At 63.7% G+C, this 16,589-nt stretch carries 16 protein-coding genes; 11 read left to right on the top strand and 5 right to left on the bottom strand.

Going from position 1 to position 16,589, the window contains the following annotated elements; genetic code table 11:
* Positions 1-4: 4 nt before the first annotated feature.
* Both CXY71_RS12600 and CXY71_RS12595 read right to left on the bottom strand, forming a co-directional pair.
* Entirely contained in the window at positions 5-898 is an 894-nt protein-coding gene (locus CXY71_RS12600; protein ID WP_104135951.1) for an amidohydrolase family protein, read from the bottom strand.
* A gap of 35 nt (positions 899-933) precedes the next feature.
* Positions 934-1,710, bottom strand: a complete 777-nt coding sequence (locus CXY71_RS12595; RefSeq protein WP_104135950.1) for a sulfite exporter TauE/SafE family protein — start codon at positions 1,708-1,710, stop codon at positions 934-936.
* Positions 1,711-1,800: 90 nt separating this feature from the next.
* Here CXY71_RS12595 and CXY71_RS12590 point away from each other — a divergent pair, with 90 nt between their 5' ends.
* The 8 genes from CXY71_RS12590 to CXY71_RS12550 all read left to right on the top strand — a co-directional run bounded on the left by CXY71_RS12590 (position 1,801) and on the right by CXY71_RS12550 (position 10,720).
* A complete protein-coding gene (locus CXY71_RS12590) occupies positions 1,801-3,354 on the top strand; it encodes an ABC transporter substrate-binding protein (protein ID WP_104135949.1) in 1,554 nt (517 codons plus the stop codon).
* Between the two features lie 42 nt (positions 3,355-3,396).
* Positions 3,397-4,338, top strand: a complete 942-nt coding sequence (locus CXY71_RS12585; protein WP_233204618.1) for an ABC transporter permease — start codon at positions 3,397-3,399, stop codon at positions 4,336-4,338.
* Positions 4,335-5,222 carry an ABC transporter permease gene (locus CXY71_RS12580; protein WP_104135947.1) on the top strand — a complete coding sequence of 296 codons (888 nt, stop codon included), beginning with the start codon at positions 4,335-4,337 and terminating at the stop codon, positions 5,220-5,222. The genes CXY71_RS12585 and CXY71_RS12580 overlap by 4 nt, the downstream gene beginning before the upstream one ends.
* The gene (locus tag CXY71_RS12575; RefSeq protein ID WP_104135946.1) at positions 5,219-6,205 is read left to right on the top strand and encodes an ABC transporter ATP-binding protein; all 987 of its coding nucleotides are present in this window, start codon (positions 5,219-5,221) and stop codon (positions 6,203-6,205) included. Before CXY71_RS12580 ends, CXY71_RS12575 begins: the two co-directional genes overlap by 4 nt.
* Complete coding sequence (locus CXY71_RS12570) at positions 6,202-7,239, top strand: ABC transporter ATP-binding protein (protein ID WP_104135945.1); 1,038 nt, start codon at positions 6,202-6,204, stop codon at positions 7,237-7,239. Before CXY71_RS12575 ends, CXY71_RS12570 begins: the two co-directional genes overlap by 4 nt.
* Positions 7,220-8,998, top strand: a complete 1,779-nt coding sequence (locus CXY71_RS12565) for a gamma-glutamyltransferase family protein (RefSeq protein WP_368665886.1) — start codon at positions 7,220-7,222, stop codon at positions 8,996-8,998. The genes CXY71_RS12570 and CXY71_RS12565 overlap by 20 nt, the downstream gene beginning before the upstream one ends.
* Positions 8,999-9,152: 154 nt before the next feature.
* A complete protein-coding gene (locus CXY71_RS12560) occupies positions 9,153-9,836 on the top strand; it encodes a GntR family transcriptional regulator (protein WP_158253084.1) in 684 nt (227 codons plus the stop codon).
* A gap of 392 nt (positions 9,837-10,228) precedes the next feature.
* Positions 10,229-10,720: a sortase gene (locus tag CXY71_RS12550; RefSeq protein ID WP_233198505.1), complete on the top strand. Its 492-nt coding sequence runs from the start codon at positions 10,229-10,231 to the stop codon at positions 10,718-10,720.
* Here the strand turns inward: CXY71_RS12550 and CXY71_RS12545 are convergent.
* A complete protein-coding gene (locus tag CXY71_RS12545; protein ID WP_104135943.1) occupies positions 10,717-11,793 on the bottom strand; it encodes a cation:proton antiporter in 1,077 nt (358 codons plus the stop codon). The genes CXY71_RS12550 and CXY71_RS12545 overlap by 4 nt on opposite strands.
* Positions 11,794-11,876: 83 nt before the next feature.
* Here CXY71_RS12545 and CXY71_RS12540 point away from each other — a divergent pair, with 83 nt between their 5' ends.
* Positions 11,877-12,713, top strand: a complete 837-nt coding sequence (locus tag CXY71_RS12540; RefSeq protein WP_104135942.1) for an SDR family NAD(P)-dependent oxidoreductase — start codon at positions 11,877-11,879, stop codon at positions 12,711-12,713.
* A gap of 203 nt (positions 12,714-12,916) precedes the next feature.
* Here the strand turns inward: CXY71_RS12540 and CXY71_RS12535 are convergent, their stop codons facing one another.
* Positions 12,917-13,732, bottom strand: coding sequence for an alpha/beta fold hydrolase (locus CXY71_RS12535; RefSeq protein WP_158253083.1), 816 nt, complete (start codon positions 13,730-13,732; stop codon positions 12,917-12,919).
* 137 nt (positions 13,733-13,869) lie between these two features.
* Between CXY71_RS12535 and CXY71_RS12530 the strand changes: the two genes are divergently transcribed.
* Both CXY71_RS12530 and CXY71_RS12525 read left to right on the top strand, forming a co-directional pair.
* On the top strand, positions 13,870-14,790 hold the full coding sequence (locus CXY71_RS12530) for an AEC family transporter (RefSeq protein ID WP_104135940.1): 921 nt from the start codon (positions 13,870-13,872) through the stop codon (positions 14,788-14,790).
* A gap of 117 nt (positions 14,791-14,907) precedes the next feature.
* Positions 14,908-15,651 carry a fumarylacetoacetate hydrolase family protein gene (locus CXY71_RS12525; protein WP_104135939.1) on the top strand — a complete coding sequence of 248 codons (744 nt, stop codon included), beginning with the start codon at positions 14,908-14,910 and terminating at the stop codon, positions 15,649-15,651.
* A gap of 43 nt (positions 15,652-15,694) precedes the next feature.
* Here the strand turns inward: CXY71_RS12525 and CXY71_RS12520 are convergent, their stop codons facing one another.
* Positions 15,695-16,366 (bottom strand): GntR family transcriptional regulator, encoded by a 672-nt coding sequence (locus CXY71_RS12520; protein WP_104135938.1) that lies wholly within the window; start codon positions 16,364-16,366, stop codon positions 15,695-15,697.
* Between the last annotated feature and the right edge of the window lie 223 nt (positions 16,367-16,589).

Here is a 16,589-nt window from a genome sequence, read left to right as displayed (position 1 = left end):
CGAACTACTCGCCGATCAGGCGCAGCCCGTTGTACCAACAGACGGCGCGTAGCCAGTCGTCGTCGAGTCGCGGCTCTCGGGCGCGCAGGCGTTCGAGCACCTCCAACTGGTGCGCATACGGGTACGGAATGTTGGGGAAATCGCTGCCGAGCACCACACGGTCGGGCAGGTCCGCCAGCCGGGACAGCAGGGCGGGGTCGAAGGGCGCGAGCTGCTCGAAAAAGTCGGTGAACACCATCGTCGTATCGAGGTGCACCCAGGGATACCGCTCGGCCAGGTCGAGAAACTCGCCGTATTCCGGGGCGCCCATGTGTGCAACGACGACCGTCAACAGCGGATGCCGCACCAGCACTCCCGCAAGCGTGTGCGGCCCGGTGATGCCCGGTCGAGAAACCGGCCCGCTGCCGACATGGATCACGACCGGAATCGCTGCGTCGGCCAGTAGCCCCCAGACCGGGTCGAGGATCGGTTCGCGCAGGTCAAAAGCCCCGATCTGCACATGAATTTTGAATACTCGAGCGCCGCGGTCGAGGGCGGACTGAACCTGATCGAGCACGCCATCCTCCGGGTAAAACGTGGCACTCGGAACGCAGTCGGCATGCTCGTCCGCGAGGTCCAGTGAGAAATCGGTCAGGGACGCCGCCATTCCGGGGCGATGCGCATAGGACAGCGCGGTGAAGCGCCGCACGCCGAGTCGGCGAATCGTCGCGAGTCGCGACTCCTGGTCGTCGCGATAGTGAATCGGCCACGGGTGACCGATGAGCGGCTCGATCTCGTCGAAGTGAGCCCAGACGCGCCGCAGCATCCGCTCGGGAAGAAAATGGGTGTGCAGGTCGACCAGCCCGGGCAGGCCGAGCCCCCGCCACCAGGTTGGTACCGCGTTGTCACTGAGACTCATTGCATCCAGTGTGTCAGATTGCCTGACCGGAGTAACTACGTGACCAGCAACACGGCCGCGGCCGTCAGCGCGACGATCACGAGAATCGTGCGCAGCACTGGAGCGGGCAGGCGCCGCCCGATTCTGGCACCGAGCCAGCCGCCGAGGGCTGAGCCCACGCCGATCAGGAGGACAATCATCCAGTCGACCGTGCCGCTGGAGATAAAGATCACCGACGACACGACGTTGGCGACACCGGCCAAAACGTTCTTGGCCCCGTTGGCGCGGTGAATGTCGGTCGACCAGAGAATCCCGAGGAGGGCGAGAAGTACAACGCCCTGGGCTGCACCGAAATAGCCGCCGTACACGCCCGTCGCCAGCACGCCGAGGCTGAGGCCAATCGTCACCGGGCGGGTGTCGGCATGGGTTGTGGCAGATTTGCGCCGCACGAATCGCGCGATGCGCGGCTGAATTGCGGAGAGCACACCCGCAAGGATCAGCAGGTACGGAACGACCATGGAAAATGCGGATGCCGGCAGAACCAGCAGCAGGACGCCGCCGACGATCCCGCCGATGGCGGAGAAGATGGCCATGAGCCCCACGGCGCGCCACTGCCCCTGGAGTTCTCGACGGTAGCCGTAAGCGCCAGTGACGGAGGCCGGTACCAGGCCAACGGTGTTCGACACATTCGCGGTGATCGGAGGGATGCCAAGGGCGAGCAGGGTCGGAAAAGTGATCAGCGTGCCTGCGCCGGCCACCACGTTGATGATTCCGGCCACGATCCCCGCCACGAAGATAATCGAGCCATTGAGCAGGCCTATCTCAATTTCCATGCGTGTTGTCCTATTCGTAGACGATCTGTCTCTATACCGTATACAGTATCCAGACAACGGACAGACTTTTTCATTACTTCCACTGGAGACATGATGCTTCGAAGAACGTTGAACATTGGTTGTATAGCCGCGGCATCGTTGATGTTGGTTTCGTGTGCCTCTACGCCCTCGGCCTCGCCCAGCGCCGACGAAGTCGTGGCTGGTGGAATTGCCGTTGTCGCGCTGTCGGACGAACCGGACACGTTGGACCCCACGGTCGCCAACACGTTTGTGGCCAGGGTCGTGTTCACCGCTTTCTGCGAGAAACTCTACGATTCCAACGACAGCCTCGAACTCGTGCCGCAACTGGCTGCGTCCCTGCCGGTCACCAGCGCTGACGGTCTGACGGTTGATATCGCGCTGCGTGAAGGCATCCTCTTCAACGACGGAACACCCTTCAATGCGGATGCCGTGAAGATCACCCTCGACCGCAACCTCACGCTCGATACCTCCTCGCGTAAGAAGGAACTCGCTGCGCTGCAGAGCGTTGAAGTCGTTGATGAGAACAATATTCGCCTGACCCTCTCGCGCCCATTCAGCCCCCTGGGTGCACAACTCGCCGACCGTGCTGGGGCGATCATGTCGCCCACGGCACTTGAGACGCTCGGCCTCGACTTTGGAACCGACCCGGTGTGCGTTGGCCCGTTCGATTTCACGGACCGCGTTCCCGGAAGTGAGATCAACTTCACCAAGTCTGACTATTACTACGACAAGGACTTGGTCAAGCTCGATGGCGTGACCTATAAGTTCATCACCGACCCGAACATTCGGGCGGCGAACCTGCGCTCATCCGATATCAACGTTGCAGAACGCCTCAACGCGAGCGATGTCGATCAGCTGGACGCGGACGGAGTCGACGTCCTCGACGTCAGCGCTATTGGCTACCAGGGCCTGACCATCAATACCGACCCAACAATGTCGTCCAGCCCCCTGGCCAGCTCGGTCGAACTGCGCAAGGCCTTCGAACTCAGCATTGATCGTGATGCCCTGAACACGGTGGTCTTCGCCGGTCAGACCACGCCGGACTGCGTGCCGTTGCCGAAACAAATGGCGTTCCGACCCGATGACATCCAGTGCACGGACTTCGACTCCGACGCCGCCCGCGCATTGGTCGGGGCATCGGGCGAGACGCTCCCGATTCCGGTAGAACTGCTGATCCCCGCGCGCCCGACGGACCAGAAAACGGCTGAAGTCATCCAGCAAATGGCGAACGATGTTGGCTTCGACGTCACGATCAAGCCAGTCGAGTTCGTCTCGGCGCTTGACCTGGGCCGGGCCGGCGACTTCGACATGTTCCTGATCGGGTGGTCTGGCCGCATGGACCCGGACGGCGACATGAACGACCTGCTCACCACCGGCGGCACCAATAACTACTCGCAAATGGCTGATTCCGAGGTGGATTTCCTGATCTCCGAGGCGGCGTCCGTCACCGAAACGGATGCCCGCCAGGACCTCTACGGGCAGGCCCTCGATCGGATCGATGAGATCAAGCCGCTCATCTACCTGTATCACGACACCTGGTTCCTCGGTCTGGCCGATATCACCGGGGTGGAGTACTCCGCCGACGCGATCCCGCGCTTCAAGACCGCTGAACTGACCAAGTAGCTCGAAAACCGATACGGAACGGCTGGACCAGTGGCTCGCTTCATGCTCCAACGGGTGATCACCTCGATCGTCACGCTGTTTCTCGCCAGCATCGTCGTCTTCGTCGGGGTTCGCCTTCTTCCCGGTGACCCCGCCCTGGTGCTGGCGGGCGAGACCGCTGATCCAGCCGTTGTCGCGGCAATCCGGGAACAGTTCGGTCTCAATCAGCCGATCTGGATTCAATACTTTAACTACGTGGGGCAGGCGCTGCAAGGAAACTTCGGGGTGTCCACCCGAGACCGCATTCCCGTTGCCGAAATTTTGCTGCAGCGGCTGCCCATCACCCTCGAACTGGCCGGGCTGGCCATCCTGGTCGGTGTACTGATCGGTTTGACGGCGGGCATCGTATCGGCCGTGAAGCGCGGAAGTTTCGCAGATTACGCCGCCAACGCGTTCGGTCTCATCGGGCTGTCCGTGCCGCACTTCTGGCTCGGGATGCTGGCCATTCTGTTCTTTGCCATCAATCTGCAGGTCCTTCCCGCCTCCGGATACGTGGCGTTCACAGAAGATCCGGGCGAAAATCTGAGACGAATGATCCTCCCGGCTCTGGTGCTCGGTACCGGACTGTCGGCGGTCTTGATGCGGCAAACCCGAGCGGCTCTGCTGGGACAGCTGTCGGCCGACTACGTGCGAACGGCACGGTCGAAGGGTGTTAGCCGTAGTCGCGAAGTCAAGCACGCTCTGCGCAACAGCCTGACGACGGTCGTCACGGTGCTCGGACTCCAACTCGGCGCGCTCATTGGCGGCGCCATCATTACGGAGCAGATCTTCGTCATTCCTGGCTTTGGCAAGCTCATCATTGACGCCGTGTCGGCGCGCAACTATCCCGTCCTCCAGGGTGCCGTACTCGTAGCCGTCACCGGGTACGTTCTGGTCAACTTGGCGGTCGATATCGCCTATGCCTACCTGAATCCCCGTATGCGCCTGGCTGGAGGAGCTCGATGAGCCAGAAATTGATCACGGCCAAACGGAAAACCGTCAGCAGCATACCGCGACCGCGGTGGCAGCGCGTTGTTCGGCGTTTCGCCCGGCGCCCGATGGCCGTGACCGGATTGATTCTCGTCGTCGGCTTCGTGCTGTTCGCCCTGCTCGGGCCGATCCTGTTGTCCGATCCGAACCAGCAGGACTTCGCCGCCATCCTCCAGACACCCTCGCTTGCGCATCTGCTGGGCACCGATGATCTGGGCCGGGACGTGTTCGCTCGAATCGCCAACGGCGCCCGCGTTTCGCTCATGGCCGGCGTCATGTCCACGGCCTTAGCACTGATCATCGGCATCACCATTGGCCTGATCACCGGCTTCTACCGGGGCTGGGTTGACGTCATCGTCATGCGCATCGTCGATGTGATGCTGGCCTTCCCCTTCCTCATCTTCGCGGTCGGACTGGCGGCGATTCTCGGCGCATCTCTCACGAACGTCATCATCGCGCTGGCGGTGTCGCAGGTTCCAGAGGTGATCCGCATCGCGCGTGGCGAGGCGATGGCGATTCGGGAACAGGAATTTGTCAGCGGCGCTGTCGCCGACGGCGCACGTGACGGGACGATCATGTTCCGGTATATCGCCCCCAACGCTATGGGCGCGTTCATCGTGCAGGCGACCGTCGCCATCCCGGCGGCCATCATCGGCGAAGCCACGCTGAGTTTTCTCGGCCTGGGCGTTCAGCCACCAATGTCGTCCTGGGGGATCATGCTCACCAGCGCGCAGCAATACCTGGCCCAGGCACCGTACCTGGCTCTCTTCCCCGGAATCGCCATTGCCCTCACTGCGCTCGGTTTCAATCTGCTCGGCGATGGACTTCGCGATGTACTCGACCCCAAGGAGACCCGATGAGCGTGTTGGAGGTCGAACACCTGCGGGTTGAGTTCGGCACGGAGAATGGGCCGGTCATCGCCGTCAAAGATGTGTCGTTCACGCTGGAGAAGGGAGAGATCCTCTCGCTCGTAGGCGAGTCGGGCTGCGGAAAATCTACGGTGGCCATGTCCATCCCCCGACTTCTGGGCGATTCACACGTCACCCTCGGTGGATCGGTGCACCTGAACGGTGTCGATCTGTCCGCATATTCCGAAAAGCGGATGCAGGAGGTGCGTGGCAAGGAAATCTCGGTGGTCTTTCAGGAACCGATGACCTCGTTGAATCCCGCGTACACCGTGGGAAACCAAATTTCAGAGGTTCTGCTGCAGCATGAGGGGCTGTCCCGGCGAGCTGCCCTGGCGCGCGCCGTCGAGCTGCTCGAACTGGTGGGGATTCCTGATGCGCAGCGTCGAACGGCCGCTTTCCTGCACGAACTGTCCGGCGGTATGCGGCAGCGGGTCATGATCGCTATCGCCGTCGCGTGCAACCCGCTCGTACTGATCGCCGATGAGCCAACCACCGCCCTTGACGTGACGATTCAGGCCGGTGTGCTCGACATCTTCCGTCGGCTGCGGGACAATCTGGGCACGTCCATCGTGCTCATCACGCACGACCTCGGCGTGGTCGCCGATATCGCAGACCGGGTGGCGATTATGTACGCCGGTCGAATCGTAGAGATGGCGTCAACGGCCGAAATCTTCGCAGCTCCCACCCACCCCTACACGCGTGGACTGCTCGGTGCGCTGCCGTCGCGGGCGATCATGCAGGCCAATGGCCGCCGACGCCTCACCGACATTCCCGGCCTGGTGCCCTCACCGTCGACCGACCCGGACCAGTGTCAATTCGCCCCGCGTTGCGCCAGCGCCAGCATCGAGTGCACCGCCGCCCGACCCACTGCGGAGCCCGTCGCGGTCGGGCACACCGTGTCCTGTTACCACCCCGCAGTAGGAGCGATGCTATGAGCGAGCAACCAGTCCTCGAGGTTTCCAACCTGGTGAAGCACTTTCAATCCGGTTCGCGGTTGGGCGGAGGGCGCACGGTGGTTCGGGCCGTCGACGGCGTCGATCTGACCATCGGGCGTGGTGAAATTCTCGGCCTGGTCGGTGAATCCGGTAGCGGAAAATCCACCGTCGGCAGCTGTATCGCCCGGCTCACACAGCCCACTAGCGGAACGATTCGTCTGCTGGGCCGCGATATCTCCACGCTGAGTCGACGGGAGATGCGCCCGCTCCGCTCCGAAGTGCATGTCGTGTTCCAGGACCCGTACTCGTCGCTGAATCCGCGCATGACGGTCGGCCAGATCGTCACCGAGCCGTTGCGTCAGCATCACCGTGGCGGTCGGGCGGAGCGCAACCGGATCGTCTCCGACATGCTCGAACGCACGGGGCTCAGTCTGGAGCTGGTAGGCCGCTACCCGCATGAACTGTCCGGCGGCCAGCGCCAGCGGGTTGCACTGGCCCGCGCGCTGGTGCTCGGCCCGTCACTCGTGATCGCGGACGAACCGGTTTCGGCGCTCGACGTGTCGGTGCAGGCATCCATTCTCAACGTCATTCTCGATTTGCAGGTCGAACTAGGATTCTCCTGCTTGTTCATTACCCATGACCTGTCGGTCGTTGAATTCATCAGCGATCGCATCGCGGTGATGTATCTGGGAAAAATCGTAGAAACGGCGACGCGAGCTGAGCTGTTTCGTGACCCGCAGCATCCGTACACGCAGGCGCTGCTCTCGGCTGCGCCAATGGCTGACCCCTCCAGCGCTCGCGGTCGTGAGCGCATCATTCTCAGCGGAGACCTGCCGAGTCCGACCGAAGAAATAAGTGGATGCCCGTTCCACGCCCGTTGCCCGGTTGCGATTGATCGCTGCCGAACCGAGGTGCCGCGTCTGCTCGGCGTAACGAGCCCCGAACACCAGAGCGCATGCCACCTCGTCACCGCAGAAAACGGTGCACCGCACATTAAACAAGGAGACAAGAATCTTGTTCACAACGCGTCCTGAACTCATCGGAAACGTCGGCATGGTGGCATCAACCCACTGGATCGCCTCGGCCACCGGAATGAGCGTGCTCGAGCGCGGCGGTAATGCCGCCGATGCCGCGGTCGCCACCGGCTTCGTACTGCAAATTGTTGAGCCGCACCTCAACGGACCCGGTGGCGAGGTTCCGATTCTGGTCTGGTCGGAAACCGATCAGCAGGTATCCACCATTTGTGGTCAGGGCGTGTCGCCAGCTGCGGCAACGATCGAGGCCGTGACCGGGTTGGGCCTTGACGTGATGCCGGGGACGGGCCTGCTGCCCGCGGTCGTGCCGGGTGCCTTTGGGGCGTGGACGCTGCTCTTGGAACTACACGGAACGATGACGCTGCGTCAGGTGCTCGAACCGGCCATCCACTATGCCGAGGAGGGGCATCCACTGCTCGAGCGGGTATCCGCAGCCATCGGAACGATGCAGGAGCTGTTCACGAACGAGTGGCCCAGCTCAGCTGCGACCTGGATGCCGGGTGGGCAGGTGCCTGCAGCGGGGAGTTGCTTCCGAAATCCCGTGCTGGCCACGACCCTGCGCCGGATAATTTCGGAGTCCGAAGCTGCCGGCGGGTCGCGAGAAGTGCAAATCCGCGCGGCCAGGGATTGCTGGTACCGCGGGTTTATCGCCGAAGCCATCGGCGATTTCTGTGCCCACAATGAGGTGATGGACACCTCGGGGGAGCGTCATCGGGGGCTGTTGACCGCCGACGACCTGGCCCGGTGGGAGCCGACGGTTGAACAGCCGCTCACCTACGATTATCACAACTACACCGTCTGCAAGACGGGCCCATGGGGGCAGGGACCCGTTTTTCTGCAGCAGCTTGCGCTTCTCGAAGGCTTCGATCTGACCGCGATGGGGCCCGGCTCCGCTGATTGGGTGCACACCATCCTCGAGAGTTGCAAACTCGCGTTTGCCGATCGCGAGGCCTGGTACGGCGACCCGAATTTCACCGACGTGCCCATGGCGGCATTGCTCAGCCCGGAATACAACGCCCAGCGGCGCTTGCTAATCACCGACACCGCGTCCGTGGAACTGCGCCCCGGTAACCCCGGTGGAGCCCAGGCGCGACTGCCGCGCTACCCGGCGTCTCCAGCTGGATATGAGAATTTGATCGGATCCGGCGAGCCGACGATCGCTAAGTCGGGGGAAACCCGCGGGGACACGTGCCACGTCGACGTTGTCGATTCCAACGGGATGATGATCTCGGCCACGCCCAGTGGTGGCTGGATGCAATCCTCGCCGACCATCCCCGCGCTGGGCTTCTGCCTCAGCACTCGCGCACAAATGTTCTGGCTTCAGGAAGGCTTGCCGAACTCCCTGCGCCCCAGCGCTCGCCCACGAACCACGTTGACGCCGTCCTTCGCCCTGCGCGACGGCAAGCCGTGGCTCGCGTTCGGAACGCCGGGTGGCGACGCGCAGGATCAGTGGTCGTTGAACTACTTCCTGAACCTCGTGCACGGGGATATGAATCTCCAGGAGGGTATCGATGCGCCCGGTTTTCACTCCACCCACATGCCCAACTCCTTCTTCCCACGGGATGCGCATCCAGCCGAGGTGTATCTGGAGAGCCGGTTTGATTCGGCCGTTCTCGACGAGTTGCGGTGCCGCGGTCACCTCGTCGTGGTCGGTGAGCCCTGGTCCGAAGGGCGAGTGAGCGCTGTGGCGCGCGATGGCGGCTGGCTCAAGGCCGCGGCCAACCCCCGGGGCAACCAGGGCTACGCCGTCGGGCGCTAGTTGCACGGGGCACGGAGCGAGGCGCCCAGAGAACTGCGGCATAATCAACAGTGCTTATGCGCGCCGGGCGGCGGCAGATGACGATCCGCGATGCAGGAACGGCCAAGGAGGAGTAGTTGAAGTGTGGGACGTCTTAGAGTCGAAAGGGGATGATTTGAGCACGTTGGGCTTGCTCAAAGCTGCGCAAACCCTCGGCGAACGGGTTTACGAGGTGTTGGAAGAGTCCATTGTCGACGGTGTCATCGCACCGGGTTCCCACCTGCGTGAAGACGAAGTCGCCAGGCAGCTGGGCGTGAGCCGAAACCCGGTGCGTGAGGCCATTCAGCGGCTCGTGCACGACGGATTCGTCGAACACCGGGCGGGCAAGAAGGGTGCGTTTGTGCACGCCCCCAGTGACAAAGAAGTGCAGGAGGTTTTCCACGCCCGCTCACTGTTGGAAAGCGACTGCGCACGGTTGGCCGCCGAAAATATTTCAGATATCGATTTATCCCGACTCCAGGAACTGCTGGGGCATGGTGATGCGGCGATCGCGGCCCAGGACGCCAAGCACCTGCTGGAGCTCAACGACCGTTTTCACAATATTGTCGTGAAGGCCGCCGACAATTCGGTGATTGCGCGAATGCTGGGAGTGCTGCAACGACGAATTCGCTGGTATTTCTACCAGGTCGTCGTCACGCGGGCCGCCGGCTCGTGGGATCAACACCGCCAGATTTACGAGGCGCTGCGTGACCATGACGGCGACCGGGCAGCGGTGTGCATGATGGCTCACGTCATGCAGACCGCCGCGACCATCCGTGATCACCAAGACACGGTGGAGGGCGCTGGCCTTCCCAACTAGCCAGCGCAACCTTGACAAGAGCGCACCGCAGGCTTTTTTTCCCTGCGAGAAGAGGCCACACGATGCACCCTCCGCAGGTCAGTATTGTCCGCAGCACTCCATTTATGGGGTATTTGCGAGAGTTCGACGCTCCGGTGGCTCTGGTGGTCCAGGCCTTTTTCATGATTCGCACGCCCTCGTCGAGGCGGGCCAGGCGCTCGCCGGGTAGGGGAAACCCGTAACCAGAGGCTCGCCACTCGTGCTCGTACCAGCTAGCTCCAATGCCCATCTCTCCCAAATAAATTCCCAGGTACCGGCATCGGCGTGGGCGGCCAGGCGGCTCATGGTTGCCCACTGCTCGGCAGGTTCGATTCCGACCAGATCGCGGCGCCAGCCCCGGGGATACAAACAGTATGAATCGTATGGTTTCAGCCTGGACCGCCGCATTGAAGGGGCGTCAAACGTTACTCTGGAGCCAGGACGACAACAATAAACGGACGGCGGTGGCAGTGCACGCTCTCGACTTCGCCGGCATCATGAGCGAGATCCTCACCTTCGTCGGCCTCATCATCGGAGCGCTGCTCTACATTGTCGGTCTGTCCGTGCGCGGCATCAGCGGCCGCTGGACCCGCACGACCGCGGTGATCGCCGCGTCGGGGCCGGCCACGGTCATCCGCTGGTTTGATGGCGACGGAGATGTACACGAATGCCCGGCCGATACGCACGAGACGCACCACCTGGTGCCCGGCGACGACGTGTGTGTGTGGTTTCGTAACCGCCACCCCGAGCGTTGCCGCACACACGACCCCGAACTCGACGGCAAGGGCCTGCGCCTGATCGGCCTGGTCTTGCTCGGCATCGGCGTGCTCGCCGGCCTGACCGGCATCGTGCTGATGTTCGTCTAACCAACCGTTTTTTCGGCAGCGGATGCCGCGCGCGGCCGCGCCCATCCGCTCGCCGCCGCGGCCACCACGATTGTCACGAGTGCGCCGAGCAGCAGCGCCGCCGCCTCCCCGGGGGCGAGTACGTGCAGCTGGGAGCCGATCGTCGCGGCCGCGATCGGAATTCCGAGCTGGGCCGCCGACAGCAGCCCGAACGACAGGGGAAGGCCCACCATACGGGTGGTCGCGTGGGTCAGCAGGGTCGCCAGGCCGAGTGTCAGGCCGAGGGCGATCATCTGCGGGTGGTCGGCTAGGTCGCGCAGCGCGAGCGAAGCGCCGAGCCAGACGAAGAACAGCGGGCCGAAGAATCCGTCGGCGAGGGCGAAGAGCTGGCGGGCCAGGCGGCGCGGTTCACCGAGCATCGCGACGGCAAGCCCGAACGCGAACCCCGCGAGCATGACCGAGACATGGCTGAACACAGCCACCGCCGAGAGGGCAAACAGAATGGCCAGCTGGATGCGCAGCTCGAGGGCGAACTTGCGGTTCGCCGACAGCTTGTGCAGCCGTGCGCGGGAGCCGTTTTTTTCCAAACGGGACAGCAAGAGGTACACGGCCACGGTCAGCGCCGCGCGGCCCGCGATCGCAACCTGCGCCGTGAGTTCGAGTATCGAGCGCCCACGCAGCCCCAGGGAGTGGATGAGCGGCAGCACGAGCGCGGCCGATGAGGAGGCCAACAACACTATATAGAGAGGTGCGTGATTCGTTCCGAACATCATCGCAATGGCTACGCCGAGGGCGCTCGCCGAGACCGTGACGAGCATCGCCCGCACCAGGCCGGCCGAGAACGCCGCGCGAATCGCGCCGGTACGAACCGGTACATGCGTGCCGGCCACGAACATGATCAACGCGAATCCGACATCCGCTAGCAGGGTCAGGGTGGGGTCGGCGGCATCGACGAGGCCGAAGCCGGTTCGACCGACGATGATGCCGGCGGCGAGCTGGCCGATGACGACCGGGATATTCCAGCGGCGCGGCGTCGCCAGGAGTGGCCCGAGCAGCGCGACCACGGAGATGATCGCGAGGGTCTGAAAGTCCATCCGCGCCTCCTCCTGTTGCTAGATCGAGCGTAGTACTGCTGCAGACTGCGCCGAACGGCCCGTGCAGGCGGCATGATGGGAGTATGAGTCGAACCGTCGCCGGAGCCCGCGTGCTGATAACCGGAGCAGCCAGGGGTATGGGCCGCCTGTACGCCGAACGCTGCGTTGCGGAGGGGGCCAAAGCCGTCATTCTCTGGGACCGTGACGGTGCTGCCCTCGCCCAGGCCGCTGCCATCCTGACGGAACGTTCCAACGGGCTCACCCGGATCGCGCCCTACGTTCTGGATATCGCCGATCTGGGCGCCATTGCGCAGACCGCGCAGCGCGTGCGTACCGAGATCGGCGACCCCGACGTCGTCATCAACAATGCCGGAATCGTGCGTGGCAAATATTTTTGGGAGCACGACAACGGCGCAGACACCCGCCCGACCATGCAGATCAACGCGCTCGCCCCGATGTACATCACCCGCGAGTTTCTCCCCGCCATGATTTCGAGCGGATGGCGTGAGTCACGCATCGTGAACATCGCCTCCGCCGCCGGCACCCTCAGCAACCCGCGCATGAGTGTTTATGCCGCTTCGAAGGCGGCCCTGATCGGCTGGAGCGATTCGCTGCGGCTCGAGCTAGTGCAGCAGGGTCACGGCCACGTCAAAGTCACCACGGTCTGCCCGAGCTACATCGACACCGGCATGTTCGAGGGCGCGCGCGGGCCGCTGCTCACCCCGCTTATGACCCCGCAGTATGTCGTCGATCGGGTCTGGCGGGCGATGCTCGCCGGCAAGCCGCAGCTGCTGTTGCCCTGGACGGTCAGCCTGTCGAAGGTGCTGCGCGGAGTGCTGCCGCTGGCTGCCTGGGACGCCGTCGCCGGTCGCGTCTTCGGCGTGTACCGCTCGATGGATCGGTGGGTCGGTCGCGGGTAGCGGCCCCCGTTCGCCGCGCGAGATCGCCGAAGAAAGTGTGAATTTCGACAAATATCAAGCTTGCGCGGTGCCAAAATCTGAGTGTTCCCCTGTGTGGCTGTGGCACTCGCGCTCCCATTGTTGGCTCTCTTCCCGCAGTAAGGTGACCACGGTGACGGACCGGGGCACCAACCTTTTGGTGCCCGTGCCCGCGCAGTGGCCAGTCAGAGGTTGTTGGTCGCCAGCCAACTGATCAGTACTCGCTGAAACTCGAGCGGCTGCTCCACGCTGGGCAGGTGCGCGGTGCCGCGAAATGTGCATCCGCTTGATTGCGGCAGCATCTCCAACAGGAATTCGTAGTGGGCCAGCGCCGAGGTGACGTCGAGTTCGCCCACGGTGACGAGCGCCGGAACATCGATGTCGCTGACCCGGTCGAGCGCGGGCGGCTCGAGCGGTACCAAAATCGGCGCCTCCGTGGCGTGGATGACGTTGCGCAGGTTGAGCTCTTGCGCCAGGGCGAGAAAGGCCGGGTCGACGTCGGCCGGTTTGCGGGTCGGCCCGACCGCCCACAGGGTGACCTCAAGCCGGGCCAGCCGGGGCCACTGGCGGGCGGTGAAGGCCGCATCCAGTTTGTCGAACAGGGCGTCTTCCCGCTCGGTGAGCTCCACGTCGGGGAATCCGCTTGGGCCGGATCCGATCGTGACCAGACCGGCCACTCGCTCGGGACTAGCCACGGCCAGGTCGATCGCAATCGTGCCACCGCGCGAGCATCCGATCAGGGTCGCCCGAGCCACGTCGAGATGATCGAGCAGCGCCGTGGCATCCGCTCGATTGGAGAATTCCACATTCTCGGTTGTCGTCTGGCCGAAACCGCGGGCGTCGAAGCGAATGACGTAGTGGTGGGCAGCGAGAGCGGCGACCTGTGGATCCCACATGCGCAGAGTCGCAATGCCGGCGTGGAGCAACAGCAGTGCGGGAGATTGGGGGTTGCCCAATGTTTCGTAGTAGAGCGAAGCGCCTGGAACGTCGAGTCTGGGCATGCTTGAGCGTAGCGCTACGTCTGGTGCGCCCGAAAGGACGCGCTCGTGCGATGGCTGGAATTGGCTGAGACTGCTGTGACCTGATGCGCGGTCCGGGTGAAGCATCACCGCCCATGACAACCCCTAGGCTCAACATAATGGGCGGTGTACTGGTCGGGTTTTCGATTATCGGATTTGTGATCCTGATCGGGTACTTCGTCGAGCGGTTCGGCATCGTCGGCGTCGGTACCGGACGAGTGCTCAACCGAATGGCCTTCTTCGTGGCGACTCCCGCGCTGCTGTTCACGGTTCTCGCGCACGCGGATGTCACCGTTCTGTTCTCCGAGTTTCTGCTCTCCACCGTCTGCACCATCGCGGTCGGTGTCGTCGTGTATATCATCGCCGCCCGCCTTTTTTTTCGTCGACCGCTGGCCGAGACGGTGCTCGGCGCCTCGACCGCGACCTATGTCAATGCCAACAACATCGGGCTTCCGGTAGCCATCTATGTGCTCGGCAGTGCGCAGTACGTGGCTCCCGTGCTGCTGCTGCAGCTGGTCATTCTGGCCCCGACCATTCTGACCATTCTCGACCTGGCCACCCAGGGCCGGGCGTCGTTTCGGTCGATCGTGACCCAGCCCATTCGTAACCCGATGATTATTGCTTCGCTCGCCGGTGTGTTCGTGGCCATGCTGGGAATCACGCTGCCCGAACCCGTGCTCGCCCCGTTCGAACTGATCGGCGGCGCCGCCATTCCCTTGGTGCTGCTGTCGTTTGGCATGTCGCTGCACGGTCAGCGACTGCTGAAGGCTGGAACCGGACGCAAACAGGTCGTCGCCGCGACCGTGATCAAGGTCGCGCTCATGCCGATCGTTGCGTACCTGTTCGGGCACGTCGTGTTCAACCTCGCTGGCGCCGAACTGTTCGCCGTCGTCGCCGTGGCGGCGCTGCCGACCGCGCAGAACATCTTCAACTTCGCCTCGCGCTACGACCGGGCCATGGTCGTCACCCGCGACACCGTGTTGCTCACTACGATCCTGTCTATGCCCGCCCTGCTCGTGATTGCGGCCCTCCTTGCCTGAGTGCCGGCAGAACTGCGAAGATTTTACTCAAATCCCTCGAAATCGAACGGGTCACCGCACGGCCGTTTCGCGGGTGTGCACGGGCACCTAGTGATTTTGCCCCTCGAAAGGATGAAAATGTCGCACAGCACCCCCGAGACCGGCTTGCCGGCTCCGTTCTCCCCACCGAAACCCACCAGCCTGCCGATTAGTGACTCGGCCGGCCGGTTCTATCTAAACCGGGTCTACTGCGTCGGCCGCAACTATGCCGATCATGCGCGAGAAATGGGCAATAACCCCGATCGGGAGCCGCCGTTCTTCTTCGCCAAACCGGCCGACGCTGTGTTCGCCGTGACCGAGGGCGTTCCCGCGCGGGGCGTGTTGACGCATGAGGTTCCCTACCCGCCCGAGACCGACAACCTGCACTTCGAGATGGAACTCGTTGTCGCGATCGGTGTTGGCGGCGCGGACATCGCGGCAGCGGATGCCCTCGGTCACGTCTTCGGCTACGGCGCGGGCGTCGACCTCACCCGCCGCGACCTACAGGATGCAGCCAAGGCCTTGCGCCGCCCGTGGGACCTTTCCAAGGGCTTCGACTTTTCCGGACCGTGCTCGCCGATCGTCGCCGCGGCCGCGATCGGTCATCCGACCGAGGCCCGCATTTGGCTCGACGTCGACGCTGCCACCCGTCAAGACGGGAACCTCGCCGACCAAATCTGGCCCGTCCCCGGCGTTATTGCCGCGCTGTCCCGCTTTGTTATGCTGCGTCCGGGTGACCTCATCTTCACCGGAACTCCCGCCGGCGTCGGCCGCATCGAGCCCGGTAACGACGTCACCGCCGGAATCGACGGGATTGGCAAGCTCGCGTTCCGCGTCATCTGATCCGCGGCGGCATCCGATTGCCCGCAGAGCAGAGCAGAGCAGCTCAGGCCAGCAGCGCGTCGAGGGCGGTCGTGGCGTGGCCGCGATGCTCATCGAGCAGGCGGATGACGAGCACGGCATCCCCGACGGCGAAGGCGTCGACGATGCTGGCATGCTCGTGCTCGACCAAGGTCCTGTTGCTGGACTGCTCGTAGTAGAGCCGGCGGTAGGCTTCGGTCGAATCCCAGAGCGCGCGCAAAATACGTTCCAGGCGGGGGAGCCCGGATGACGTCACGAGTATGAAGTGAAATCGCCGGTTGGCCTCGTTCATGGCGAGCAGGTTGCCGGCCGCATTGGCCTGTTCTACCTCGGCGGCGGCCGCGCGCAGATCGGCGAGCACCTGTTTGCCGTCGCGCGCGATCGTGGCGCGCACGGCCTCCGCCTCGAGCAGCTGCCGCAGTCGGTACACCTCGAGCAGGTCGGCGAGCGAAAGCTCGGTCACCCGGTAGCCGCGATGCGGCTCGTGCACGACGTGCCCCTCGGTTTCGAGCGTGTTGAGGGCCTCCCGCACCGGCACCCGGCTGACGCCAAGGCGTTCGGCCAGATCCTCTTGCCGCAGCGGCTGCCCGGGAGCAAACTCGCCGACGGCGATCAGGCGTCGCAGCTCAGCGAGCACGAACGCCGGAACGGTCGGCGGGCGCTGGGTGGGAAGCGGGGTTCGCTCGGGGGCAGGCATGTTGAAAACCCTAACTCAGCATTCGGCTGTTCGTCTGACTGGCCCATTGTGCCCGAATAGCACCGGGCTGCGGTATAACTTCTGCAATTCGTGCACGGTTCTCAAGGGTTGCTCGGGTAGATGGATGAACAGCCAGAGAATACGGCTCTCCTGACGTAACCGTGGGTGGTTTCCGAGCGCCTTAACGAGTACACGCCGCTCTCCGTCTAGGTTTCTAACTGTC

The sequence above is a fragment of the Cryobacterium sp. Y62 genome (assembly GCF_002929785.1).
Taxonomy (GTDB): Bacteria; Actinomycetota; Actinomycetes; order Actinomycetales; family Microbacteriaceae; genus Cryobacterium.
The sequence above is the reverse complement of the archived record's forward strand: the minus strand, read 5'-3'. Positions and strand labels throughout refer to the sequence as shown.